Genomic DNA, 24,599 nt, shown 5'->3' on the forward strand with positions numbered 1-24,599 from the left:
GCTTACTCGAACCAATGGGCTCGGGCGGCCATGATCAACTTGCCGGCACGCTCTTCGTCGATGCCGTCGATGTCGAGCAGGTCGTCAATCGACTGCTCGGCCAGGTCTTCGCGGGTAACCACGCCGCGCACCGCCAGTTCCGCCGCCAGATCCTTGTCCATACCCTCAAGCGAGAGCAGGTCTTCGGCCGGATGGGCGTCTGCCAGTTTTTCCTCGGTAGCGATGGCTTTGGTCAACAGACGGTCCTTGGCGCGCGCGCGGAGTTCGTTGACGATCTCCTCGTCGAAGCCATCGATGTTGAGCATTTCTTCCAGCGGTACGTAGGCAATTTCTTCGAGGCTGGTAAAGCCTTCGTCGACCAGCACCTGGGCCAGTTCTTCGTCGACTTCCAGCTCTTCGATGAAGTTGCGCAGGATGTCACCGGTTTCCGCTTGCTGCTTGGCCTGGATGTCCGACTCGGTCATGACGTTCAGGGTCCAGCCAGTCAGTTGACTGGCCAGGCGAACGTTCTGGCCGCCGCGACCGATGGCTTGTGCCAGATTGTCGGCGGCAACGGCGATATCCATCGCGTGGGCATCTTCGTCAACGATGATCGCCGCGACTTCAGCCGGCGACATGGCATTGATGACGAACTGGGCAGGGTTATCGTCCCAGAGCACGATATCCACACGCTCGCCACCCAGCTCTCCGGACACGGCCTGGACTCGCGAACCACGCATGCCGATGCACGCGCCTTGCGGGTCGATACGCTTGTCCTTGGAACGAACGGCGATTTTCGCGCGGGAACCTGGATCGCGAGACGCGGCCATCACTTCGATCAGACCTTCGGCGATCTCCGGCACTTCGATGCGGAACAGCTCGATCAGCATCTGTGGTGCGGTGCGCGACAGAATCAGTTGCGGACCACGGTTCTCGGTGCGGATTTCCTTGAGCAGTGCGCGAACACGCACACCCACGCGGAAAGTCTCGCGGGCGATGATGTCTTCACGGGCCAGCAGCGCTTCGGCGTTGTTGCCCAGATCAACGATGACGTTATCGCGGGTAACTTTCTTGACCGTGCCGGAGATGATCTCACCAACACGCTCGCGGTAGGCGTCGACAACCTGAGCACGCTCGGCTTCGCGCACTTTCTGCACGATGACCTGCTTGGCGGTCTGGGCAGCGATACGACCGAACTCGATGGACTCGATCTTCTCTTCGATGATCTCGCCAGCGACCGCTCCGGGCTTCTTGGCTTGAGCCTGATCGACAGCCAGCTCGATGGCCGGATCGTCCAGGTCTTCGTCTTCGACCACGGTCCAGCGGCGGAAGGTCTCGTAGTTACCGGTGTGGCGGTTGATTTCCACACGCAGGTCAACTTCGTCCTCAAAACGTTTTTTGGTTGCAGTGGCCAGAGCCACTTCCAGCGCTTCAAAAATTACGCCGGCCGGTACGCCCTTTTCATTGGATACCGACTCAACAACCAGCAGTACTTCTTTGCTCATCGTACGCCTCGCCTTTCGCAAGCCATTAGGTCCGCCTTGTTCAGCGGATCCGGCATGTCTCAGTCAAAACTGGGAATAATGTTGGCCTTGTCGATCGAGTCGATCGGCAACAGGAATTCGTGATTGTCCACCTGGACCACGACTTCCTGCTCCTCCACGCCGCGGAGAAGGCCTTGAAAGTTACGACGACCTTCGAAGGGCGTACGCAGCTTGATCTTCACTTGTTCGCCGGCATGCGAGGCAAACTGTTCCAGGGTGAACAGCGGGCGATCCATGCCAGGAGAGGACACTTCAAGCGTGTATTCGGAGCTGATTGGGTCTTCAACGTCCAGGATACCGCTGACCTGGCGACTGACGACTTCGCAATCGTCGACCAGAATCCCGTCCGCTTTATCGATATAGATACGCAGGACCGAATGTTTGCCTTGAGAAATGAACTCGATTCCCCAGCATTGATAGCCGAGCGCCTCGACCACCGGGGCCAACAAGGCCTGCAACTGTTCTAGCTTGCTCGACACCTGAACCCCCTCGTGCATGCTGTGCAAATAAAAAATGGGCAAGCGCCCATCCATGAAATGCGCCATTGAATATCGGCGCTGAGAACTGTTCAGCTAACAAAAAGCCCCTTGAAAAGGGGCTCCGCTGAAACTGGTTGCGGGGGCTGGATTTGAACCAACGACCTTCGGGTTATGAGCCCGACGAGCTACCAGACTGCTCCACCCCGCGACAAAGCTGGGGCGAAAGTATACGACCGAACCCATGAAGGGTCAATCTAACCTCCACCTGCAAGAAAGCCCGCTAAAGCGGGCTCTCATGCTTCAATTGGTACCGAGAAGGGGACTCGAACCCCTACACCCTATGGGCACAACCACCTCAAGGTTGCGTGTCTACCAATTCCACCACCTCGGCAATACTACTTTGAAACCCGTTACTTCTGCTCTGGAGCTTGAGGAACATCGCTGGTGTTAGCCGCTGGTCCTTTTTGTTCCTGGAGCACCGGTACATCATCTGTTGCCGGTTTGCTTTGTTGCACTTCCATCACTGCTGGATCTGGCAACCCTACTTGAGTCAGCTCATGAGCTTTCTCTTTAGCAAAGTATCCTAACCCAAGAGCAGTTAAGAAGAAAGAGGCAGCTAGTATAGCAGTAAACTTACTCAGAAAGGTAGCAGAACCTTGGCTTCCGAACACAGTATTTGAAGCACCTGCGCCGAAAGATGCACCCGCTTCCGCACCTTTACCCTGTTGCAGCAGAACCAGCACTACCAAACCCAGTGCGCCCAACAGATGAAGAACGACGATAACTGTTTCCAGCATTTTTCAGTTTCCCGCGGCGCGACAAATTGCACCGAATTCGTCTGCGTTCAGGGAAGCTCCACCAATGAGCCCCCCATCAATATCCGGCATGCCGAACAGCTCAGCCGCATTGGCCGCCTTCACGCTGCCGCCGTATAGAAGCCGCGTATTACGCGCGACTTCCGAATCCTTTGCCGCCAACTGCTCGCGAATGGCCTTGTGGACATCCTGCGCCTGTTGTGGCGTGGCCGTAAGGCCGGTGCCGATGGCCCATACAGGCTCATAGGCAATGATCGCATTCGAGAAGGCAGAAATACCCAGCTGCCCGATGATGCTATCCAACTGACGCCCAACCACTTCAAGCGTCTGGTTTGCTTCACGCTCTTCGAGGGTCTCGCCGACGCAGAACACTGGCGTCAGACCACAGGACTGAGCCGCAGCAAACTTTTGAATCAGGGTAGCGTCTTGCTCCCCCAGAATCTGACGCCGCTCCGAGTGCCCGATCAACACCAGCTTGCAACCGGCATCAACCAACTGACTCGCTGCCACCTCTCCCGTCAAAGCCCCTTGCTGAGGCTCCACAGCGGAGTTCTGAGCACCTACCGCAATCGACTTGCCTTCAAGGCCATCAATCACCTGATTGATGAACAGACTGGGTGGAAACACCGCGACATCAACACCGCTCGGCAGCACCTGATCGCTCAGGCCCTTGATCAGCTCAGCGACGCTGGCGCGGGTACCGTGCATTTTCCAGTTACCAGCTACCATAGGGCGACGCATGCTGTACCTCGTCGGTCAAAGTGGGCGCAGATGTTACCCAACCCAATCAGCTCTGGCAAGCGTAAATCAGACGCAAACTTCACTTACCAGTTTTGCCAGTGCTTCGGCATGGCTGCGCACCAGGTTTTCGTCGTCGCCTTCGACCATTACACGCACCAGAGGCTCTGTTCCGGACTTGCGCAACAGCACACGACCTCGACCCGCCATCTCCTCGGTGACGCGCTCGCAGGCCTCCTTGACCGCAGGATGCTCCAGCGGGTCGACCTGACTGGCGCCGAAACGAACATTGATCAGCACCTGCGGGCATTTGCGAACAGCCTGACGAGCCTGGGCGAGAGTCTCTCCGCGACGCTTGAGCGCCATCAGCACCTGCAACGCTGCGATGATCGCGTCGCCGGTGGTGGTATGACTGCAGCAGACCACATGACCCGAGTTCTCGCCACCGATGATCCAGTCGCGCTCCAAAAGCTCGGCCATGACGTAGCGGTCCCCGACCTTCGCCCTCACGAACGGAATCGAAAGGTCCTGCAGCGCCAGCTCCAGTCCGAGGTTGCTCATGAGCGTACCGACCACCCCGCCCTGCAGCTTGCCACGCTCGTGAAGGTCACGCGCAATGATGAACAGCAGCTCGTCTCCATCGACTATGGCGCCGGTATGGTCCACCATCAGGACCCGGTCGCCGTCGCCGTCGAATGCAATCCCGAGATCCGCATGCCCCACCAGAACGGCGGCCTGCAAAGACTCGATATGCGTGGAACCGCAGTTTTCGTTGATGTTCAGGCCATCCGGCTGGTTCGCCAGAACCGTCACCTCGGCACCCAGCTCGCGGAACACGCTTGGCGCCACCTTGTAGGTCGCGCCATGAGCGCAATCGATCGCCAGCTTGAGACCGGAAAAATCGGTGCTGCTTGGCACGCTGCTCTTGCAGAACTCGATGTAGCGCCCCGCCGCATCGTTGATCCGGGAGACCTTGCCCAACTTGCTCGACTCGACCACCGTCATTGGCTGATCGAGCAACTCCTCGATCATCAGTTCGACTTCGTCTGGCAGCTTGGTGCCCTGGCCGGAGAAAAACTTGATGCCGTTGTCATCGTGCGGGTTGTGCGAAGCACTGATGACGATTCCCGCCTCCGCGTGGAAGGTACGGGTCAGATAGGCGATGGCAGGGGTCGGCATCGGCCCCAGCAGCATCACGTCGGCTCCCGCCGCCGACAGGCCAGCCTCCAGGGCGGACTCGAACATGTAGCCGGAAATACGGGTGTCCTTGCCAACCAATACCCGGCACGCGCCCTGCTTGCGGAAAGCCATACCCGCCGCCCAGCCAAGCTTGAGCATGAAATCCGGCGTGATCGGGTATTCACCGACACGGCCACGGATGCCGTCGGTGCCAAAATATTTTCTACTCATAAATGCTCCATCACTCTTATTCGGCGGCTTGTACCGCAGCGATCATCCGAACGACATCCACTGTTTCGGCAACATCGTGGACACGAAGGATGCTCGCGCCTTTTGTCATCGCCAGTGCAGCCAGTGCAAGGCTGCCCGACAGGCGCTCACCCACGGCTCGATTGAGCGTCAGGCCAATCATGCTTTTGCGCGAGACGCCGACCAACAGCGGGCGCCCCAGGCGATACAAGCGCTCCATGTGCTTGAACAGGGTGAGGTTGTGCTCGAGCGTCTTGGCGAAGCCGAAACCCGGATCGAGAATGATCCGGTCACTCTCGATGCCAGCCACCGCACAGGCCGCCATGCGCTCTTCAAGATAGCTCGCAACCTCCGCCGTCACATCATCGTAATGAGGGTCGTCCTGCATGTTGCCCGGCTCGCCACGCATGTGCATCAGGCACACCGGCAAACCGGTTGCTGCAGCCGCTTCCAGTGCACCGTCACGGCTCAGCGAGCGAACATCGTTGATCAGCCCGGCCCCGAGGCGGGCGGACTCGCGAATGACCGCAGGCGTAGACGTATCCACGGAAATGACGACGTCCAGCTCACGGTTCAGCGCTTCGACCACAGGAGCAACCCGCTCCAGCTCTTCGAGAGGCGTGATGGCACGGGCACCCGGCCGCGTGGACTCGCCGCCCACATCGATCAGGGTAGCGCCCGCCGCAACCATCTCCGCGGCATGGCGCAGGGCCGCATCGCGCTGAGTGAAGCGACCGCCATCGGAGAACGAGTCCGGGGTGATATTGAGAATACCCATGACATGGGTACGCGAAAGGTCAAGAACCCGGTTGCCGCAAGGCAACCGGGTCAGGTACTGCTGTGAGGTCATGTCAGCCCTTAGTGTTGCGCAGCTGGCCCGCCAATGGGCGATTCCGGGCGGTCACCCTGAGAAGCAGTCGTTCCCGACGTCCCCGAGTCACCATCCCAATCCCGCGGCTCACGGGGCGGGCGACCAGCCATGATGTCGTCGATCTGCTCGGCATCAATGGTCTCATACTTCATCAGCGCATCGGCCATCGCATCGAGCTTGTCGCGGTTGTCCGTCAGGATCTGCTTCGCCGTGGCGTAGCACTGGTCAATGATGCTGCGCACTTCAGAGTCGATCAGCTTGGCGGTTTCGCCGGAAACACTGGCATGCTGCGAGCTGGAGCCACGCCCCAGGAACACTTCGCCTTCTTCCTCGGCATACATCAACGGACCGAGCTTTTCCGACAACCCCCACTTGGTCACCATGTTGCGGGCGATCTGGCTTGCTCGCATGATGTCGTTGGAGGCACCCGTGGTCACGCCATCGAAGCCCAAGGTCATTTCCTCGGCGATACGACCGCCGTACAGAGAGCAGATCTGACTGATCAGCGCACGCTTGGACAGACTGTAGCGGTCCTCTTCCGGCAGGAACATGGTAACGCCCAGTGCCCGACCGCGAGGAATGATCGACACTTTGTAGACCGGATCATGCTCGGGAACGATACGCCCCACGATCGCATGGCCAGCTTCGTGATAGGCCGTGTTCTGCTTTTCTTTCTCGGACATGACCATGGTCTTGCGCTCGGCGCCCATCATGATCTTGTCTTTGGCCAGTTCGAATTCCTTCATCTCCACGACACGCTTGCCGCCGCGCGCCGCGAAGAGAGAGGCCTCGTTGACCAGGTTGGCCAGGTCTGCACCGGAGAAGCCGGGAGTACCGCGGGCAATGACCGCCGGGTTGACGTTCTCGCCAATCGGCACCTTGCGCATATGGACCTTGAGGATCTGCTCGCGACCACGGATGTCCGGCAGACCAACGACAACCTGACGGTCGAAGCGGCCAGGGCGGAGCAACGCAGGGTCGAGCACGTCAGGACGGTTGGTAGCGGCGATGACGATGATGCCATCGTTCATTTCGAAACCGTCCATCTCTACCAGCAACTGGTTGAGGGTCTGCTCACGTTCGTCGTGGCCACCGCCCATGCCAGCGCCACGATGGCGACCCACGGCATCGATCTCGTCGATGAAGATGATGCACGGAGCATGCTTCTTGGCTTGCTCGAACATGTCACGCACACGGCTTGCGCCGACACCCACGAACATCTCGACAAAGTCGGAGCCGGAAATGGTGAAGAACGGAACCTTGGCTTCCCCGGCGATGGCCTTGGCCAGCAGGGTCTTACCGGTACCTGGAGGGCCGACCATCAGCACACCGCGAGGAATGCGGCCACCCAGACGCTGGAACTTGCCCGGATCGCGAAGGAATTCGACCAGCTCGCCGACCTCCTCCTTCGCTTCATCGCACCCGGCCACATCGGCCAGCGTGGTCTTGACCTGATCTTCGGACAACAGCCGCGCCTTGCTCTTGCCAAAGCTCATCGGGCCGCCCTTGCCGCCGGCGCCGCCCTGCATCTGGCGCATGAAGAACATGAACACGGCGATGATGACCAGGATCGGGAAGCTGGCGACCAGCAACTGGGTCCAGATGCTTTGCTGCTCGGGCTGCTTGCCTTCGACCACGACATGGTTGTCCACCAGGTCGCCGATCAGGCCGTTATCCTGGATTGCAGGACGGATAGTCTTGAAGGTGTCGCCATCGGTGCGTTTACCGGTGATGACATAGCCGTCGACCGCGACGCGCTCGACCTTGCCATCCTTGACTTGCTGGATGAAGTCCGAATAGTTGAGGGTCTGCGGCTCATTCGGGCTGGAGAAGTTGTTCATCACCGTCACCAGGACAGCCGCGATGATCAACCACAGGATCAAATTCTTTGCCATATCGTTCAATTAGCTACCCTCTGAAGCAGGCTTGGGCGCAACCGTGCCTCGCATGATAATCACCGGCTTAACTTACTACATTACCTACAACGGCTGCTGGCACCGTCTGTAACCCTTTGTGAACTTAGACTACACGATGTTCAGCAAAATCAGGCAGGGGCCCCGATTGGAAAAAACTATCGGCACCCCGAAAGCAGCCGGCCTGAGGCCTTATTCGCCGCGGTATCCCCTTGCCAGAAGGTATTGCTCGCGGGAGCGATCCCGCGACGACGAAGGCTTGCGCATCTGAACCTTGTCGAATTTCTGACGAACGTCTTTCAGGTAGGTATCGAAGCCCTCACCCTGGAAGATCTTGATCAGAAAATCCCCGCCCGGACGAAGTACCCGGCTTGCCAGGTCCAACGCCAACTCGCAGAGAAACATCGCCCTTGGCATATCCACGGCAGGCGTACCACTCATGTTGGGGGCCATATCCGAAATCACAAGGTCTACCTGCGAATTCCCTACCGCTTCGAGAATCTGCGCCAGGACTGCGTCCTGGGTGAAGTCCCCCTGGATGAAGGTGACGTCGGGGATGCTGTCCATCTCCAGGATGTCCGACGCGATCAGGCGCCCCTGGCCACCAATCAGGCGACTGGTCACCTGCGACCAGCCACCCGGCGCGGCCCCGAGGTCGATCACGCTCATGCCAGGACGGATCAAGCGGTCCTTTTCCTGGATTTCCAGCAGTTTGTAACTCGCACGCGAGCGATAGCCATCCTTCTGCGCCTGTTTGACGAAAGGATCGTTGAAATGCTCTCTCAGCCAGTTATGGCTGCTCTTGGAACGCTGCGCCACTGGGCACCTCGATGATTAAGCGTCGTGATTAACTGGGCGGAGCCACGGGCCCTCGGGTAAAATGGCCGCCATTTTTACAGAATCCAGACGAAGGGTCAGATTATGCCGCTCAATAACGAGCAGAAGAAACAGTACAAATCCATTGGTCACGACCTGAAGCCGGTCCTGATCGTGGCAGGCAATGGTTTGACCGAAGGTGTGCTCGCGGAGCTGGAACGTGCCTTGGCTGATCATGAACTGATCAAGGTGCAGGTCAAGCTCGAAGACCGGGAAGAACGCCGCGCTGTCATGGACGAACTGGCCAAGGTCGGTCGCGCCGAACAGGTGCAGATCATTGGCAAGATGGTCCTGCTGTACCGCCGCAATCCGCAGCCGAACAAGCAATTGTCCAATATCCACCGTTACAAGTAACGGCAAGTCCGGTCAGCGGCGCGACCTGCGCGCCCTGACCGGGACCGGCTGGGCCACCAGCACGATGCCACTGATGCCAAGCACCACGAAGCAGAAGACCTGCCAGCGCTCGCCCACGGATACACCATACCGCAAGGTGTAATAACCGACACAGGCGGCCAGGCCGATCAACAGCAACTGCCCGCTGAACACCCGCCACCAGGCGGACACTCCACGAACCCTCGCCAGCACCGTCAATTGGGTCAACAGCCCCAACGCAGCCACGCCGATGAGCCATCGGTCGATTTGCGTGGAAATGTCCTGCACGAGCAAAGGTGCAAGCCCACTGACCTTCAAGGCCGGGACCAGCCCTACATGAAACACCCAAAGGCCACCGACCCAGAAAACCTGGGCCAGTTGCCATAGGACACGCTCGATGGACGGCGAGCGAAAGCCGGCGTCAGATGTGCTTGACTTCGACAATCTCGTACTCGACCGTTCCGCTCGGCGTCTTGACCACCACCACATCACCTTCTTCCTTGCCGATGATGGCCCGGGCAATCGGCGCACCCGCCGACAGCTTGCCCTTCTTGATGTCAGCCTCGTCTTCACCAACGATCTGGTAGCTCACCTGATCGCCGGTTTCGGTGTTCTCGAGGTCAACGGTAGTCCCGAAGATCACCTTGCCGGTGTGAGGAATGGTCGTGACATCGATCACCACCGAGTTCTGCAGGCGACCTTCGATATCGCGGATCCGCGCCTCGACCATGCCCTGCTCTTCACGGGCAGCATGGTATTCGGCGTTCTCCTTGAGGTCGCCCAGTTCACGGGCCTCACCAATAGCCTGACTCAGGCGCGGACGCTCGGTCTTGCTCAGAAACAGCAGCTCGTCTTCCAGGGCGCGAGCGCCCTGGACGGTCATGGGGTACTTGGTCATGCTCATGCTTTGAGTCCTGCATGCAGATCCTGCAAGCGGCGAACGGTCTTTTCAGGACCGAACTTCAGCGCTTCGCAGATAGCTTCACCGGCCGCAATGGTGGTGGTGCAGTAGATCTTGTGCTGCAACGCATTGCGGCGAATCGAGTAGGAGTCGGCGATCGACTGACGACCTTCGGTGGTGTTGATGATCAACGACACTTCGTCGTTCTTGATCATGTCGACCACATGCGGACGGCCCTCGGTCACCTTGTTCACGCGACGCACTTTCAGACCGGCTGCTTCGATGATCTTCGCAGTACCGGCAGTCGCTACGACTTCAAAGCCCAGGGCGATCAGGTCGCGAGCAACACCGGCCACTTGCGGCTTGTCGTCGTCACGCACGCTGATAAACGCGGTACCGCCGGTCGGCAGCACTTCGCTTGCGCCCATCTGAGCCTTGGCGAAGGCTTCGCCGAAGCTGTCGCCGACGCCCATGACTTCGCCCGTGGACTTCATCTCAGGGCCGAGGATCGGGTCGACACCCGGGAACTTGGCGAACGGGAATACCGCTTCCTTGACGCTGTAGAAGTTCGGAATGATTTCCTTGGTGAAGCCCAGCTCTTTCAGCGTTTTGCCCGCCATGACGCGCGCGGCGATCATCGCCAGCGAAGTGCCGATGCACTTGGACACGAACGGCACGGTACGAGAAGCACGCGGGTTGACCTCGATCACGTAGATCTTGTCGCCCTGCAGGGCCAGCTGCACGTTCATCAGGCCGACGACACCCAGTTCCAGGGCCATCTTCTTCACTTGCTCGCGCACTTCATCCTGCACATGCGCCGGCAGCGAGTAAGGCGGCAGCGAGCACGCGGAGTCACCGGAGTGAACGCCTGCCTGCTCGATGTGCTGCATGATCGCGCCGATCACCACGTCGGTGCCGTCGCAGACCGCATCCACGTCCATCTCGATGGCGCAGTTGAGGAAGTGGTCGAGCAGGACCGGGCTGTCGTTGGAGACCTGTACGGCTTCGCGCAGATAACGCTTCAGCTCGTCCAGTTCGTAGACGATTTCCATGGCGCGACCGCCCAGTACGTAGGACGGACGGACAACCAGCGGATAGCCGATGTCGCCTGCGGCACGGATGGCCTCGTCTTCGCTGCGCACGGTAGCGTTTGGCGGCTGCAGCAGATTCAGGCGCTGGACCATCTGCTGGAAGCGCTCGCGGTCTTCGGCACGGTCGATGGCGTCAGGGCTGGTACCGATGATCGGTACGCCGGCCTCTTCCAGGGCACGAGCCAGCTTCAGCGGGGTCTGGCCACCATAGTGGACGATCACGCCCTTCGGCTTCTCGACGCGAACCACTTCCAGCACGTCTTCCAGCGTCAGCGGCTCGAAGTACAGACGGTCGGAGGTGTCGTAGTCGGTGGAGACGGTTTCCGGGTTGCAGTTGACCATGATGGTCTCATAACCGTCTTCGCGCAGGGCAAGAGCGGCATGAACGCAGCAGTAGTCGAACTCGATACCCTGGCCGATACGGTTCGGACCGCCGCCCAGGATCATGATCTTGTCGCGGGTCGACGGGTTGGCCTCGCACTCTTCCTCGTAGGTCGAGTACAGGTAGGCGGTATCGGTGGCGAACTCGGCGGCGCAGGTGTCGACGCGCTTGTAGACCGGGAACACTTCCAGCTTGTGGCGGTGGCGACGCAGGTTCTTGTCGGTGATACCCAGCAGCTTGGCCAGACGCTGGTCGGAGAAGCCCTTGCGCTTCAGGTTCAGCATCAGTTGCTTGTCGATGGCAGCCAGGCCCAGGGTCTTGACCTTCTCTTCTTCCTTGATCAGGTCTTCGATCTGGATCAGGAACCAGTGGTCGATGCTGGTCAGGGCGAAGATTTCGTCGCGGGTCATGCCGGCACGGAAGGCGTCAGCCACGTACCAGATACGCTCGGCGCCCGGCACAGTCAGTTCGCGCTTGAGGATGCTCGGGGTTTCCGGGTTGGTCAGGTCGACTTTCGGGTCGAGACCGCAAACACCGACTTCCAGGCCGCGCAGGGCTTTCTGCATGGACTCCTGGAAGGTACGGCCGATGGCCATGACTTCACCCACGGACTTCATCTGGGTGGTCAGGCGGGCGTCGGCTTTCGGGAATTTCTCGAAGGCGAAGCGTGGCAGCTTGGTGACGACGTAGTCGATCGACGGCTCGAAGGACGCCGGAGTGCGGCCACCGGTGATGTCGTTCTGCAGTTCGTCGAGGGTGTAGCCGACCGCCAGCTTGGCCGCGATCTTGGCGATCGGGAAGCCGGTGGCTTTCGACGCCAGTGCCGAGGAACGGGAAACCCGCGGGTTCATTTCGATCACGACCATGCGGCCGGTGTTCGGGCAGATACCGAACTGAACGTTGGAACCGCCGGTCTCGACACCGATTTCACGCAGCACCGCCAGCGAGGCGTTGCGCATGATCTGGTATTCCTTGTCGGTCAGGGTCTGGGCCGGAGCGACGGTGATGGAGTCGCCGGTGTGGACACCCATCGGGTCGAAGTTCTCGATGGAGCAGACGATGATGCAGTTGTCCTTTTTGTCGCGGACCACCTCCATCTCGTACTCTTTCCAGCCGATCAGGGATTCGTCGATCAGCAGTTCCTTGGTTGGCGACAGGTCCAGACCACGGGCGCAGATTTCTTCGAACTCTTCACGGTTGTAGGCGATACCGCCACCGGTGCCGCCCATGGTGAAGGACGGACGGATGATGCACGGGAAGCCCAGCTTCTCGAGGACCGCATTGGCCTCTTCCATGCTGTGGGCGATACCGGAGCGCGGGCACTCCAGGCCAATGGCTTTCATCGCCTTGTCGAAACGCGAGCGGTCTTCGGCCTTGTCGATGGTGTCGGCGTTGGCACCGATCATTTCCACGCCGAATTTTTCCAGGACGCCTTCGCGCTCCAGGTCCAGGGCGCAGTTCAGCGCAGTCTGGCCACCCATGGTCGGCAGCAGTGCGTCCGGACGCTCTTTCTCGATGATCTTTGCCACCGACTGCCACTTGATCGGCTCGATGTAGGTAGCGTCGGCCATGGCCGGGTCGGTCATGATGGTGGCCGGGTTGGAGTTCACCAGGATGACGCGGAAACCTTCCTCGCGCAGGGCTTTGCAGGCCTGGGCGCCGGAGTAGTCGAATTCGCAGGCCTGGCCGATCACGATCGGGCCAGCGCCGAGAATCAGGATGCTTTTAATGTCTGTACGTTTTGGCATGGTTGTCACTCAAATCCGCAGGTCAGTCGGCAAGCCGTCTTGAACAATCTTGGTCAGGCGCGCCTGAGTCCGGCTAGCGCCGGCTCAGGGCCTTCTCGCAGGGATGCTTAGCGGCGCTTGGCCATGGCATCGATGAAGCGATCGAACAGTGGCGCGACGTCAGTCGGGCCAGGGCTCGCTTCAGGGTGGCCCTGGAAGCTGAACGCGCTCTTGTCGGTACGCTCGATGCCCTGCAGGGTACCGTCGAACAGCGACTTGTGGATGGCGCGAACGTTGCCCGGCAGCGTGGCCTCGTCGACCGCGAAACCGTGGTTCTGGCTGGTGATCATCACGACGCCGGTGTCCAGGTCCTGGACCGGGTGGTTTGCGCCATGGTGACCATGACCCATCTTGACGGTCTTGGCACCGGAAGCCAGGGCCAGCAGTTGGTGACCCAGGCAGATACCGAAGACCGGGATCTCGGTTTCGAGGATGTCCTTGATGGCCTGGATAGCGTAGTCGCAAGGCTCCGGATCGCCAGGGCCGTTGGACAGGAACACACCATCAGGATTCAGCGCAAGGACTTCGCTGGCCGGAGTCTGTGCAGGCACGACGGTCAGACGGCAGCCGCGGGCAACCAGCATACGCAGGATGTTCAGCTTGACGCCGTAGTCGTAGGCAACGACGTGGTACGGCAGATCCGCGGCTTCAATGGTCGGGTGGCTGTCAGTCTTCAGCTCCCAGACACTGGAGCGCCATTCGTAGGCAGTCTTGGTGCTGACTACCTTCGCCAGATCCATGCCTTTCAGGCCCGGGAAGCCGCGGGCTGCGGCGATGGCGGCTTCTTCACTGATGTTGTCGCCGGCGAGGATGCAACCGTTCTGCGCACCTTTCTCACGCAGGATGCGGGTCAGGCGGCGGGTATCGATACCTGCGATCGCCACGACATTGTTGGCCTTGAGGTAGTCGCTCAGGGACAGGGTATTGCGCCAGTTGCTGGCGATCAGCGGCAAGTCGCGAATGACCAGGCCAGCCGACCATACACGGTCGGACTCGGCGTCTTCCGGCGTAGTGCCGGTGTTGCCGATGTGTGGATAAGTCAGGGTAACGATCTGTTGCGAGTACGAAGGGTCAGTCAGGATTTCCTGATAGCCGGTCATTGCGGTGTTGAACACCACCTCACCAACGGTTTGACCGTCGGCTCCAATGGCTTCACCGCGAAAAATGCTGCCATCGGCAAGGGCGAGTATGGCTGGCTTAGTCAAGAAGACCTCCCGTAAATCAAGCCTGAAGGGGCGATCGCAGGTTGCAAAAAAGCGGAATGACGTATAGACACGTCACCCCGCTTTCTTCGTCGAATTATCTGCGCGCTTTTAGTGGACACACTAAAGCTGTAGCTTACAGAAAACTGCTTTTTTGGTCTACCACTGATGTGTCTGAAAGACGCAGGAATGCGACAGAGCGCATGGGAGAAGACTGCAAGGGCGGGCTGACCTTGACGGCCAACCCGCCCTCGAGTGAAGCAGAGGGCGAATCAGTGCAGGTCGAGTACGTCCTGCATGTCGTACAAGCCAGGCTCGCGACCATCGAGCCACAGGGCCGCACGTACGGCGCCCTTGGCGAAGGTCATGCGGCTCGACGCCTTGTGGGTGATCTCGACCCGCTCGCCTTCCGCAGCGAACAGCACGGTGTGATCACCCACCACATCACCAGCACGCACAGTCGCAAAGCCGATGGTCTGACGATCACGAGCACCGGTCTGGCCCTCGCGACCATAGACCGCCACCTCCTTGAGATCGCGACCCAACGCCTGAGCCACCACCTCACCCATGCGCAGCGCGGTACCGGACGGGGCATCGACCTTGTGACGATGGTGCGCTTCGAGAATCTCGATATCGACGTCATCACCCAGCACACGAGCAGCGGTATCGAGCAACTTCAGACACAGGTTCACGCCAACACTGAAGTTGGCCGCGAAGACAATCGGAATTTCCTTGCCCGCCTCGACCAGCAACTGTTTCTCCTCAGCGGAGAATCCCGTGGTGCCGATGACCATGGCCTTGCCCGCCTTGCGACAGAACGCCAGGTTCTTGAGAGTCACCGACGGGTGCGTGAAGTCGATCAGCACGTCGAATTCATCCGCTACCCGCTCCAGATCACCCGAGATCGGTACGCCGATCCGACCCAGCGCAGCCAGCTCACCCGCATCGGCACCCACCAGCGTGCTGTCGGGACGATCCACTGCCGCCGTCAGACCTGCGTCCTGGGCTTGCTGGATCGCTTCCACCAGTGTCTTGCCCATGCGCCCTGCCGCGCCCATTACCGCTATACGTCGCATGCGTTATTCCTTTTTACAAATCACCGAAGAAGCGCTTTACACCCTCGAACCAGCCGCTGGCCTTGGGAGAATGGGAACTGTCGCCTTCCAGTGAAGCCCGCAGCTCCTCGAGAAGCTCGCGCTGGCGACGACTCAGGTTGACCGGCGTCTCCACAGCCACGCGACACATCAGGTCGCCCGCACCACCGCCACGCACTGGAGCCACGCCCTTGCCACGCAGACGGAACTGCTTGCCGGTCTGGGTTCCTTCCGGAATCTTCAGCTTGACGCGACCATCCAGGGTCGGCACTTCCAGCTCGCCACCCAGCGCCGCATCGGTGTAGCTGATCGGCACTTCGCAGTACAGATGCTTGCCATCACGCTGGAAGATCGCGTGCTCGTGCACATTGATCACGACATAGAGGTCGCCGGTCGGACCACCCTGCGTACCCGCCTCGCCTTCGCCGGAGAGACGAATACGGTCGCCCGTATCGACGCCAGCCGGCACCTTGACCGACAGGGTCTTGTACTCTTCGATCCGACCTTCGCCATGACAGGAGTCGCACGGATCGGTAATGATCTTGCCCTGCCCCTGGCAACGCGGGCAGGTCTGCTGCACCGAGAAGAAACCTTGCTGCATGCGGACCTGGCCGATACCGCCACAGGTTGGGCAAGTCGCAGGCGAAGAACCTTTCTTCGCGCCGGAGCCGTCGCAAGGCTTGCAGTTGACCAGTGTCGGCACGCGGATATTGACCGTCGTACCGCGCACTGCCTCTTCCAGGTTCAGCTCCAGGGTGTAACGCAGGTCGCTGCCGCGCTGGGCGCCGCCGCGGGAACCACCACGACCACCGCCGAAGAAATCGCTGAATACATCACCGAAGATATCGGAGAAGTTGGCGCCGCCGAAGCCGGCACCGCCGCCACCCATGCTCGGGTCGACACCGGCATGACCGTACTGGTCGTACGCCGCGCGCTTGCTGGCATCGGAAAGGACTTCGTAAGCCTCGTTGGCTTCCTTGAATTTCTCTTCCGACTCTTTGTCGTCGGGATTACGGTCCGGGTGATGCTTCATCGCCAGGCGGCGATAGGCCTTCTTCAGATCGGCCTCGCTCGCGCCTCGCTCGACTCCCAGAACCTCGTAATAGTCACGCTTTGCCATGGTTCTTTGCACTCTTGAGGACGTTCGGCAAACCTCTGCGCTTCAGCGCTGTGCCGTCAGCACCGGTAGCTGGACCGATGCCGTAAAAATTCGGGTATTCCAGACACGCCAACGCGGGAGCAAGCCCCCGCGCGGCGACATCCTACCAGTCAACATCAAACATCAGTCAACCGGCCGACAACGAGCAGCAATTACTTGTTGTCTTTGACTTCTTCGAACTCGGCGTCGACGACGTCGTCGTGCTTGGCATCGTCAGCCTGCTGGGCCTGGGTACCTGCTTCCGGCTTCTCGGCCTGCTCGGCGTACATCTTCTGGGCAACCGGAGCGGAGACTTTCGACAGCTCTTCGATCTTCGCTTCGATAGCAGCCTTGTCGTCGCCTTTCACAGCAGCTTCCAGGGCAGCAACCGCGGTCTCGATGGCCGCTTTCTCGTCAGCGGTCACTTTGTCACCCGCGTCGGCAACCATCTTGCGAGTCGAGTGGACCAGCGCATCACCCTGGTTACGGGCGGCGGCCAGCTCTTCGAACTTGCGGTCTTCCTCGGCGTTGACTTCAGCGTCGCGGACCATCTGCTGGATTTCTTCCTCGGACAGACCGGAGTTGGCCTTGATCACGATGGACTGCTGCTTGCCGGTCGCCTTGTCTTTCGCACCGACGTGCAGGATGCCGTTGGCGTCGATATCGAAGGTCACTTCGATTTGTGGAACACCACGCGGAGCCGGCGGAATCTCGGCCAGGTCGAACTTGCCCAGGGACTTGTTCTGCGCGGCCTGCTTACGCTCACCTTGCAGCACGTGAATGGTCACGGCGCTCTGGTTGTCGTCGGCAGTCGAGAACACCTGCGACTTCTTGGTCGGGATGGTGGTGTTCTTCTCGATCAGCGCGGTCATCACGCCACCCATGGTTTCGATACCCAGGGTCAGCGGGCTGACGTCCAGCAGCAGAACGTCCTTCACGTCACCGGCCAGAACGGCGCCCTGGATGGCAGCACCCATGGCAACGGCTTCGTCAGGGTTGACGTCCTTGCGCGCTTCCTTGCCGAAGAAGTCGGCAACGGTTTTCTGAACCAGCGGCATACGGGTCTGACCACCGACCAGGATCACGTCGTCGATCTTGCTGACGTCGATACCGGCGTCTTTCATTGCGATGCGGCAAGGCTCGATGGTGCGCTGAACCAGGTCTTCCACCAGCGATTCCAGCTTGGCGCGGGAGATCTTGACGTTCAGGTGCTTCGGACCGGTTGCATCTGCAGTGATGTACGGCAGGTTGACGTCGGTCTGCTGGCTCGAGGACAGCTCGATCTTGGCTTTTTCGGCAGCTTCTTTCAGGCGCTGCATCGCCAGCGGATCACCTTTGAGGTTCATGCCGCTTTCTTTCTTGAATTCGTCGACGAGGTAGTCGATCAGGCGGATGTCGAAGTCCTCACCACCGAGGAAAGTGTCACCGTTGGTTGCCAGTACTTCGAACTGGTGCTCGCCGTCGACTTCGGCGATCTCGATCACCGACACGTCGAAGGTACCGCCACCCAGGTCATAAACGATGACGGTGTGGTCACCCTTGGCCTTGTCCATACCGTAGGCCAGAGCGGCCGCGGTTGGTTCGTTGATGATCCGCTTGACGTCCAGACCGGCGATACGACCGGCGTCCTTGGTAGCCTGACGCTGGCTGTCGTTGAAGTACGCAGGAACGGTGATGACCGCTTCGGTCACTGCTTCGCCGAGGTAGTCTTCGGCGGTTTTCTTCATCTTCTTCAGGACTTCGGCGCTGATTTGCGGCGGAGCCATCTTCTGACCGTTGACTTCGACCCAGGCGTCGTTGTTGTCAGCCTTGACGATCTTGTACGGAACCATCTGGATGTCTTTCTGCACGACGTCTTCTTCGAAGCGACGGCCGATCAGACGTTTTACCGCATACAGGGTGTTGTGCGGGTTGGTTACAGCCTGGCGCTTGGCCGACTGACCGACCAGGATCTCGCCATCGTTGGCGTAAGCGATGATCGACGGCGTGGTGCGAGCGCCTTCGGCGTTCTCGATCACCTTGACGTTGCCGTTTTCCAGAATGGAGACGCAGGAGTTGGTGGTCCCCAGGTCGATACCGATGATTTTGCCCATGTTAACTCTCCCGAAACTTTGGATTTGGTTGCCGCAGCGGTGTTGGCCAACTGCGGTAGCACTTAAACGCTTGACACCTAGATGGGGGTCGCCCGGCTAATTTCAAGCCTTCTCGTCGATAGAAGGCGAAACCGGGGCCGGAGCCTTGCTGACCACGACCATCGCCGGACGCAACAGGCGACCGTTGAGCTGGTAACCCTTCTGGAACACCTTGAGCACGCTGTTCGGCTCGACCTCGGCGCTTTCCTGCATGGCCATGGCCTGGTGATGCTCGGCGTTGAACGGTTCGCCGTGCGGGTCGATGGCTTCGAGGTTGAAGCGCTTGAGGGTGTCCTGGAACATCTTCAGGGTCAGCTCGATGCCTTCACGCATCGGGCGGATGTTCTCGTCATCCGGGCTGGACAGTTCCAGGCCGCGCTCCAGGCTGTCGATGACCGGCAGCAGGTCGCCGGCAAATTTCTCCAGCGCGAACTTGTGCGCCTTCTCCACATCCTGCTCGGCGCGGCGGCGGACGTTCTGCAGATCGGCCGCGGTACGCAGCGCCTGATCCTGGGCAGCTGCTACCTGCTCCTCGAGCACCTGTACACGGGAAGCAAGATCCTCAGCGCCCGCCTCGGCGGACTTGTCCGCGTTCAGATTCTGTTCGTCCAGCTTCTGTTCATCAGCCATGAAATCTCTCCTCTTGTTTCGTCAGCGAGCTCGACTCGCGCATCTGCCGGCCTATATGGGGTCGCAAAAAGCAGCTTCAAGGGTGATTGGACATCAATCTGTCGCGAACAGAACTGTCCGCGATCAAAAGCCGGCCACAGCAAGCGAATCGAACTAAAGGCAAGCATTGTCAGAGAATTTGAAAACACTGTATAAATAACCAGACCTTAGCCTTGGGAGCCGCCCGCATGCTGGTGCACCTGTCCATCCACAACTACGCCATCGTCGAACACCTCGATCTGGAACTCGCCCGCGGCATGAGCGTGATCACGGGCGAAACCGGTGCCGGCAAATCGATCATGCTCGACGCGCTCGGCCTGACTCTGGGCGACCGGGCCGACAGCGGTGTGGTGCGCCCCGGCGCAGACAAGGCAGACATCCTCGCCACGTTCGATCTGGTCGATATCCCCGAGGCCAGGGCCTGGCTGGCCGAACGCGACCTGGACGGCGAAGGCCCCTGCATCCTGCGCCGGGTGATCACCGCCGAAGGCCGCAGCCGCGGCTATATCAATGGCACGCCCTGCCCGCTCGGCGACCTCAAGGCCGTAGGCGAACTGCTGATCGACATCCACAGCCAGCACGAACACCAGTCACTCCTGAAGACTGACACCCACCGCCGCCTGCTTGACGAATACGCCGGCGCCACCGACCTCGCCCGCCAGGTTCAACTGGCTGCCCAGCGCTGGCGCCAGACCCGCGCAGAGCTGGACCGCCTGTGCAACTCGGGCGACGAGCAGCGCGCTCGCCACCAGTTGCTCAGCTATCAACTGGAAGAGCTGGACAACCTGGGGCTGGGCGAAAACGAGCTGGAGCAACTGGAACACGAACACAAGAACCTGACCAATGCCGAGGCCCTGTTCGGAATCTGCCGCCAGGTCATCGACCATTGCAGCGAAAGCGACTCGGGCAACGTGCTCAGTGCATTGACCGTCAGCCTCAACCGCCTGACCGCCATCAACAACGCACCACGCGCCCTGGGCGAGGCGGTGAACCTGATTGCCAGCGCGCAGATCCAGGTAGAAGAAGCCGTGGGCGAACTGAACCGGTTCCTCGACAACTTCGATGCCGATCCGGCACGTCTGCAACAACTGGAAGAACGGCTCGACACGCTCTACACCCTGGCACGCAAGCATCGCGTTCACCCCAGCGAGCTGACCGGTCTGCAGCAACGCCTGGGAGAGGAGCTGGAAGGCCTCAATGCCAACGATGAGTCCATCGAGCGCCTGGAAGAAGAACTCAAAGCCTATGCCCGCCATTACCAGGAGAAGGCCCGCGAACTGAGCGGCCTGCGCGAGAGCGCAGCGACCCAGCTGGCCGCCGCAGTGGAGGTGGAAATCCAGCGGCTCGGCATGCCCGGCGGACGCTTCTGCATCGAGTTGCGCCCCAGCAACAGCGACGAGTTGCACCCACACGGACTGGAACAGGTTGAGCTGCTGGTCAGTGCCAACCCCGGCCAACCACTCAAGGGACTGGCAAAAGTCGCCTCGGGCGGTGAACTCTCACGCATCAGCCTGGCGATCCAGGTGATCACCGCTCAAACCTCGCGCATCCCGACACTGGTGTTCGACGAAGTGGACGTGGGGATCGGCGGCCCGACCGCAGAAATTGTCGGCCAACTGTTGCGGCGCCTGGGCGAGCGCGGCCAGGTCCTGACCGTTACGCACCTGCCGCAGGTCGCGGCTCAGGGACACCACCATCTGTTCGTACACAAGGTGAGAAACAGCGACACCACCCATACGGCAGTCGCCAGCCTGGGCAAGCGCGAACGCGTTGAAGAAGTGGCGCGCATGCTAGGCGGTATCGACCTCACCAAGGAGTCCCTGGCCCACGCGAAAAAAATGGTGGTCACCAGCAAGGGCTGACAGGCTGACACAAAAAAGGCGACCCTCGGTCGCCTTTTCTTTAGATAAGCGCGAACGCTTACTTCTTCTTGCGGACGTACAGCACCAGATTGTGATCGACCAGCTCGTAACCGTGCTGAGCGACGATTTCCTTCTGACGCTTCTCGATCTCGGGATCGAAGAACTCGATCACCTCGCCCGAGTCCACGTTGACCATGTGGTCGTGATGACCACCATCGGCCAGTTCGAATACCGCATGACCGCCGTCGAAGTTGTGACGCACGACCAGACCGGCCGCTTCGAACTGGGTCAGAACACGGTAGACCGTGGCCAGGCCGACGTCTTCACCAGCTTCCATCAATGCCTTGTAGACATCTTCAGCGCTCATGTGGCGCTGCTCGGTGGAATCGAGCATCTGTAGGATCTTTACTCGAGGCAGTGTCACCTTGAGGCCGGCTTTGCGCAGTTCGCTATTTTCAACCATGGTCAGCTTTCTCGCCGATGCTGCTTCGCAGCTTCTCTGAATACGGGTATGATCGGGGTTTACGTTGTCCAGCCAAGATAGTGGAAGTCGCCCACCGATGCAAAACACCAAGCTCTTGCTAACCAGCCTCACCTTCGTGGGACTGCTCGCACTCGCCGGTTGCTCGTTTCCCGGGGTTTACAAAATCGACATCCAGCAGGGCAATGTCGTAACGCAGGACATGATAGACCAATTGCGCCCCGGAATGACCCGTCGGCAAGTAAGGTTTATCATGGGCAACCCGCTCATTCAGGACACGTTCCACACCAATCGCTGGGATTACCTGTACAGCATCCAGCCCGGTGGCGGCGAACGCCAGCAAGAACGCATCAGCGTGTTCTTCAACGAAAACGACCAACTGGCCAGCCTTTCGGGCGACTTCATGCCGGGCGTGAGCCGCGACCAGGAAATCCTGGGCAGCGAGAGCTCCACCACGGTCAGCGAACCCGCACAGCCAGTGAAAGAAGACAAACTCGCTCGCCCAGGCTCGCTGGAAGAAAAAATCCAGCGCGACGTCGACACGATCGAAGTCATGCCGGTCCCTGTTCAGGAACCCCTGCAAACGCAGTAATCCGCAGCTACAAAAAAGCCCGAACACTGTTCGGGCTTTTTTATGTCTGCTGTCAGACGCTTTAGCTATTGAGCTGTTTCGCGCGAGCGCAGAACGCATCGACCAGCGTATTGGCTGCCTGGTTGAACAGCGGCCCCAGTGTCGCCTTGACCAGCGCCCCGGAATACTCGAACGAGAGATCCAGGCTGATCTTGCAGGCCTTCTCCCCCAGCGGCTTGAACACCCACAGACCATGAAGCTGGCTGAACGGCCCCTCTTCCAGATTCATCTCGATGGACTGCCCCGGCACCAGCACATTCTTGGTAACAAAGTGCTGACTGAGACCGCCCTTCGCCACTTCGACCTTCGCCCGCATCGCCACATCGCTGGACTCCAGCACCGTAGCCCCCGAACACCAGGGCAGAAACTCCGGGTAGCGCGCAACATCATTGACCAGGTCGTAGAGCGCCTGAGCGGGATAGGGCAGCAGGGCCGACCTTTGAATATGGGTAGTCATCCAGGCGTCATGTCCAAAACTGAGCGAAAAAAACAAACCGGCGCCACTAGAACAAAGAATAGGACGCTCAGCAACTGGCCGATTGCCACATCACTGATGACAACAGGTCGGCCACGAAAAATCCGCGCATTGTCCGGGATTCACGGCATCGGCTCAAGCTCGACACTCCCCCGTAGCCGACGGCGCAGCGACTGCCTATAATGCCGCCCCTATGGCCAAACAAAAGAAACATCCGACAGGGACCATCGCGCAGAACAAGAAAGCGCGACACGATTACTTCATCGAACACAAATTCGAGGCCGGACTGGTCCTGTCCGGTTGGGAAGTAAAAAGCCTGCGTGCCGGCAAGGCTCACCTGGTAGACAGCTACGTGCTGCTCAAGGACGGTGAAGCCTGGCTGATGGGCAGCCACATCACACCGCTGACGACAGCCAGCACCCACGTCATCGCCGACCCGACCCGCACCCGCAAGCTGCTGCTCAATCGTCGCGAGCTGGAGCGTCTGTTCGTGGGCGTGCAGCAGAAGGGCTACACCTGCGTCGCGCTGTCCATGTACTGGAGCAAGCACTTGATCAAGTGCGAAATTGCGCTGGGCAAGGGCAAGAAGGAATACGACAAGCGCGATACCCAGCGCGAACGTGATTCCGATCGCGAATTGCAACGGGCCGTGCGCAACAAAGGCCGGGAAGACTAGGCCGCCTGTATCGCTGGCAAGCCAGCTCCCACAAGAGACGGAGCAGGCTTTCCAGCGAATTCAACGACCTTTGCGACGCTCTGCCCGCGCCACCCGCTGAACCTCCTGCCGCACCTCTTCCAGCACCTCCTGCACGTACAGGATGTGTCGGCTCGACACTTCCCGCGCATCCTGCGCACGCCCTTCGACAATCGCCAGATACAGATCGCGATGCTGACTGATCAGCATGTCGCGGGTTTCCGCACGCTGCTTGTACATGCCGCCGATGTTGGTTACCACGTTGCGCTTGAGCAGATCGAACAGACCGCGAATAGTGTGGAGCAACACCGCGTTGTGACTGGCCTCGGCAATCGCCAGATGGAAGCGCGCATCAGCGGCGCCCTCCTCGGCACGACTGACTTCATCACAGCGGGTGTAGCAGTCCTGCAGCGTGTCGAAGGCCGCCTTCAGGCGCTCGCGGTCCACATCGGTGGCGCGCATCGCTGCGTAGTAGGCGCATGACGCTTCCAGGGTGTGCCGAAACTCCAGCAGGTCGCGCTGGGCCTCGGGGTTGCTTTCGAGCAGCTGCAGCAGAGGATCGCTGAAGGTTGTGCCCAAAGACTCCGCGACATAATTGCCGCCACCCTGGCGGCTGACCAGCATGCCCTTGGCCACCAGTTTCTGGATGGCTTCGCGCAACGACGGGCGCGAAACGCCGAACTGTTCAGCCAGCACCCGCTCGGCCGGCAGACGCTCGCCAGCGGTCAGGGTGCCTTCAAGAATCATCCCTTCCAGTCGCTCGACGATATCGTCGGACAAACGGCGCTGGCGGACCTGATCGAAAACCATCACATGCTCTCCACAATCCCGAGTCAGTTCGGGGCCGCCTATTCTGGCGCATCCGGCCGTGCGCCACACCACTCAGTTGGCAAGTTTCCTTACCACTCAGTCAGACCCCACCCACACGTATCCGACGAAAGTTTTGTGGGGACAAATTGACACACCCACAACGAGGCTTTTAACCTAGCGCCTCGACATTGTAAATTGGTCTTACCAATTAACCAATGCCAGTGCCTGACCAACA

General features: G+C 59.9%; 23 protein-coding genes and 2 tRNA genes. 4 read left to right on the forward strand and 21 right to left on the reverse strand.

Going from position 1 to position 24,599, the window contains the following annotated elements; all coding sequences use genetic code 11:
• Nucleotides 1-2: 2 nt before the first annotated feature.
• The 10 genes from nusA to rlmE all read right to left on the reverse strand — a co-directional run bounded on the left by nusA (nt 3) and on the right by rlmE (nt 8,586).
• A complete protein-coding gene (gene nusA / locus AC05QJ_RS27745; RefSeq protein WP_476744404.1) occupies nt 3-1,484 on the reverse strand; it encodes a transcription termination factor NusA in 1,482 nt (493 codons plus the stop codon).
• Between the two features lie 59 nt (nt 1,485-1,543).
• Entirely contained in the window at nt 1,544-2,002 is a 459-nt protein-coding gene (rimP, locus tag AC05QJ_RS27750; RefSeq protein ID WP_476748025.1) for a ribosome maturation factor RimP, read from the reverse strand.
• A gap of 131 nt (nt 2,003-2,133) precedes the next feature.
• A tRNA-Met gene (locus tag AC05QJ_RS27755) sits at nt 2,134-2,210 on the reverse strand.
• 97 nt (nt 2,211-2,307) lie between these two features.
• Nucleotides 2,308-2,393 (reverse strand) — tRNA-Leu (locus AC05QJ_RS27760).
• A gap of 19 nt (nt 2,394-2,412) precedes the next feature.
• A complete protein-coding gene (gene secG, locus AC05QJ_RS27765; protein WP_476744405.1) occupies nt 2,413-2,799 on the reverse strand; it encodes a preprotein translocase subunit SecG in 387 nt (128 codons plus the stop codon).
• A gap of 3 nt (nt 2,800-2,802) precedes the next feature.
• On the reverse strand, nt 2,803-3,558 hold the full coding sequence (gene tpiA / locus AC05QJ_RS27770) for a triose-phosphate isomerase (protein WP_476744406.1): 756 nt from the start codon (nt 3,556-3,558) through the stop codon (nt 2,803-2,805).
• 66 nt (nt 3,559-3,624) lie between these two features.
• On the reverse strand, nt 3,625-4,965 hold the full coding sequence (gene glmM, locus AC05QJ_RS27775) for a phosphoglucosamine mutase (RefSeq protein ID WP_476744407.1): 1,341 nt from the start codon (nt 4,963-4,965) through the stop codon (nt 3,625-3,627).
• Nucleotides 4,966-4,981: 16 nt separating this feature from the next.
• Complete coding sequence (gene folP, locus AC05QJ_RS27780; protein WP_476744408.1) at nt 4,982-5,833, reverse strand: dihydropteroate synthase; 852 nt, start codon at nt 5,831-5,833, stop codon at nt 4,982-4,984.
• A gap of 8 nt (nt 5,834-5,841) precedes the next feature.
• Entirely contained in the window at nt 5,842-7,749 is a 1,908-nt protein-coding gene (gene ftsH, locus AC05QJ_RS27785; RefSeq protein WP_476744409.1) for an ATP-dependent zinc metalloprotease FtsH, read from the reverse strand.
• A gap of 210 nt (nt 7,750-7,959) precedes the next feature.
• The gene (rlmE, locus tag AC05QJ_RS27790) at nt 7,960-8,586 is read right to left on the reverse strand and encodes a 23S rRNA (uridine(2552)-2'-O)-methyltransferase RlmE (RefSeq protein ID WP_476744410.1); all 627 of its coding nucleotides are present in this window, start codon (nt 8,584-8,586) and stop codon (nt 7,960-7,962) included.
• A gap of 102 nt (nt 8,587-8,688) precedes the next feature.
• Here rlmE and yhbY point away from each other — a divergent pair, with 102 nt between their 5' ends.
• The gene (gene yhbY, locus AC05QJ_RS27795; protein ID WP_476744411.1) at nt 8,689-8,997 is read left to right on the forward strand and encodes a ribosome assembly RNA-binding protein YhbY; all 309 of its coding nucleotides are present in this window, start codon (nt 8,689-8,691) and stop codon (nt 8,995-8,997) included.
• Between the two features lie 12 nt (nt 8,998-9,009).
• Here the strand turns inward: yhbY and AC05QJ_RS27800 are convergent, their stop codons facing one another.
• The 8 genes from AC05QJ_RS27800 to grpE all read right to left on the reverse strand — a co-directional run bounded on the left by AC05QJ_RS27800 (nt 9,010) and on the right by grpE (nt 19,372).
• Nucleotides 9,010-9,459, reverse strand: coding sequence for an MFS transporter (locus AC05QJ_RS27800; RefSeq protein WP_476744412.1), 450 nt, complete (start codon nt 9,457-9,459; stop codon nt 9,010-9,012).
• Nucleotides 9,437-9,919, reverse strand: coding sequence for a transcription elongation factor GreA (gene greA, locus AC05QJ_RS27805; protein WP_476744413.1), 483 nt, complete (start codon nt 9,917-9,919; stop codon nt 9,437-9,439). Before greA ends, AC05QJ_RS27800 begins: the two co-directional genes overlap by 23 nt.
• Nucleotides 9,916-13,137, reverse strand: coding sequence for a carbamoyl-phosphate synthase large subunit (carB, locus tag AC05QJ_RS27810; protein WP_476744414.1), 3,222 nt, complete (start codon nt 13,135-13,137; stop codon nt 9,916-9,918). The genes greA and carB overlap by 4 nt, the downstream gene beginning before the upstream one ends.
• A gap of 107 nt (nt 13,138-13,244) precedes the next feature.
• Nucleotides 13,245-14,381 carry a glutamine-hydrolyzing carbamoyl-phosphate synthase small subunit gene (carA, locus tag AC05QJ_RS27815; protein WP_476744415.1) on the reverse strand — a complete coding sequence of 379 codons (1,137 nt, stop codon included), beginning with the start codon at nt 14,379-14,381 and terminating at the stop codon, nt 13,245-13,247.
• A 269-nt stretch (nt 14,382-14,650) separates the two neighbouring features.
• Nucleotides 14,651-15,454: a 4-hydroxy-tetrahydrodipicolinate reductase gene (dapB, locus tag AC05QJ_RS27820; protein ID WP_476744416.1), complete on the reverse strand. Its 804-nt coding sequence runs from the start codon at nt 15,452-15,454 to the stop codon at nt 14,651-14,653.
• 13 nt (nt 15,455-15,467) lie between these two features.
• A complete protein-coding gene (gene dnaJ, locus AC05QJ_RS27825) occupies nt 15,468-16,592 on the reverse strand; it encodes a molecular chaperone DnaJ (protein ID WP_476744417.1) in 1,125 nt (374 codons plus the stop codon).
• Nucleotides 16,593-16,783: 191 nt separating this feature from the next.
• Entirely contained in the window at nt 16,784-18,703 is a 1,920-nt protein-coding gene (gene dnaK / locus AC05QJ_RS27830) for a molecular chaperone DnaK (protein WP_476744418.1), read from the reverse strand.
• A 102-nt stretch (nt 18,704-18,805) separates the two neighbouring features.
• Nucleotides 18,806-19,372 (reverse strand): nucleotide exchange factor GrpE, encoded by a 567-nt coding sequence (gene grpE, locus AC05QJ_RS27835; RefSeq protein WP_476744419.1) that lies wholly within the window; start codon nt 19,370-19,372, stop codon nt 18,806-18,808.
• A gap of 227 nt (nt 19,373-19,599) precedes the next feature.
• Here grpE and recN point away from each other — a divergent pair, with 227 nt between their 5' ends.
• Nucleotides 19,600-21,273: a DNA repair protein RecN gene (recN, locus tag AC05QJ_RS27840; RefSeq protein ID WP_476744420.1), complete on the forward strand. Its 1,674-nt coding sequence runs from the start codon at nt 19,600-19,602 to the stop codon at nt 21,271-21,273.
• Between the two features lie 58 nt (nt 21,274-21,331).
• Here recN and fur read toward each other — a convergent pair whose 3' ends face one another.
• Entirely contained in the window at nt 21,332-21,736 is a 405-nt protein-coding gene (fur, locus tag AC05QJ_RS27845) for a ferric iron uptake transcriptional regulator (RefSeq protein ID WP_042125706.1), read from the reverse strand.
• A 97-nt stretch (nt 21,737-21,833) separates the two neighbouring features.
• Here fur and AC05QJ_RS27850 point away from each other — a divergent pair, with 97 nt between their 5' ends.
• Entirely contained in the window at nt 21,834-22,346 is a 513-nt protein-coding gene (locus AC05QJ_RS27850) for an outer membrane protein assembly factor BamE (RefSeq protein WP_476744421.1), read from the forward strand.
• A 61-nt stretch (nt 22,347-22,407) separates the two neighbouring features.
• Here AC05QJ_RS27850 and AC05QJ_RS27855 read toward each other — a convergent pair whose 3' ends face one another.
• Nucleotides 22,408-22,842: a type II toxin-antitoxin system RatA family toxin gene (locus tag AC05QJ_RS27855; RefSeq protein ID WP_476744422.1), complete on the reverse strand. Its 435-nt coding sequence runs from the start codon at nt 22,840-22,842 to the stop codon at nt 22,408-22,410.
• Between the two features lie 211 nt (nt 22,843-23,053).
• Here AC05QJ_RS27855 and smpB point away from each other — a divergent pair, with 211 nt between their 5' ends.
• A complete protein-coding gene (gene smpB / locus AC05QJ_RS27860; protein WP_476744423.1) occupies nt 23,054-23,536 on the forward strand; it encodes an SsrA-binding protein SmpB in 483 nt (160 codons plus the stop codon).
• 60 nt (nt 23,537-23,596) lie between these two features.
• Here the strand turns inward: smpB and AC05QJ_RS27865 are convergent, their stop codons facing one another.
• A complete protein-coding gene (locus AC05QJ_RS27865; RefSeq protein WP_476744424.1) occupies nt 23,597-24,364 on the reverse strand; it encodes a GntR family transcriptional regulator in 768 nt (255 codons plus the stop codon).
• Nucleotides 24,365-24,599 lie beyond the last annotated feature (235 nt).

Source organism: Pseudomonas sp. TUM25319, assembly GCF_056388475.1.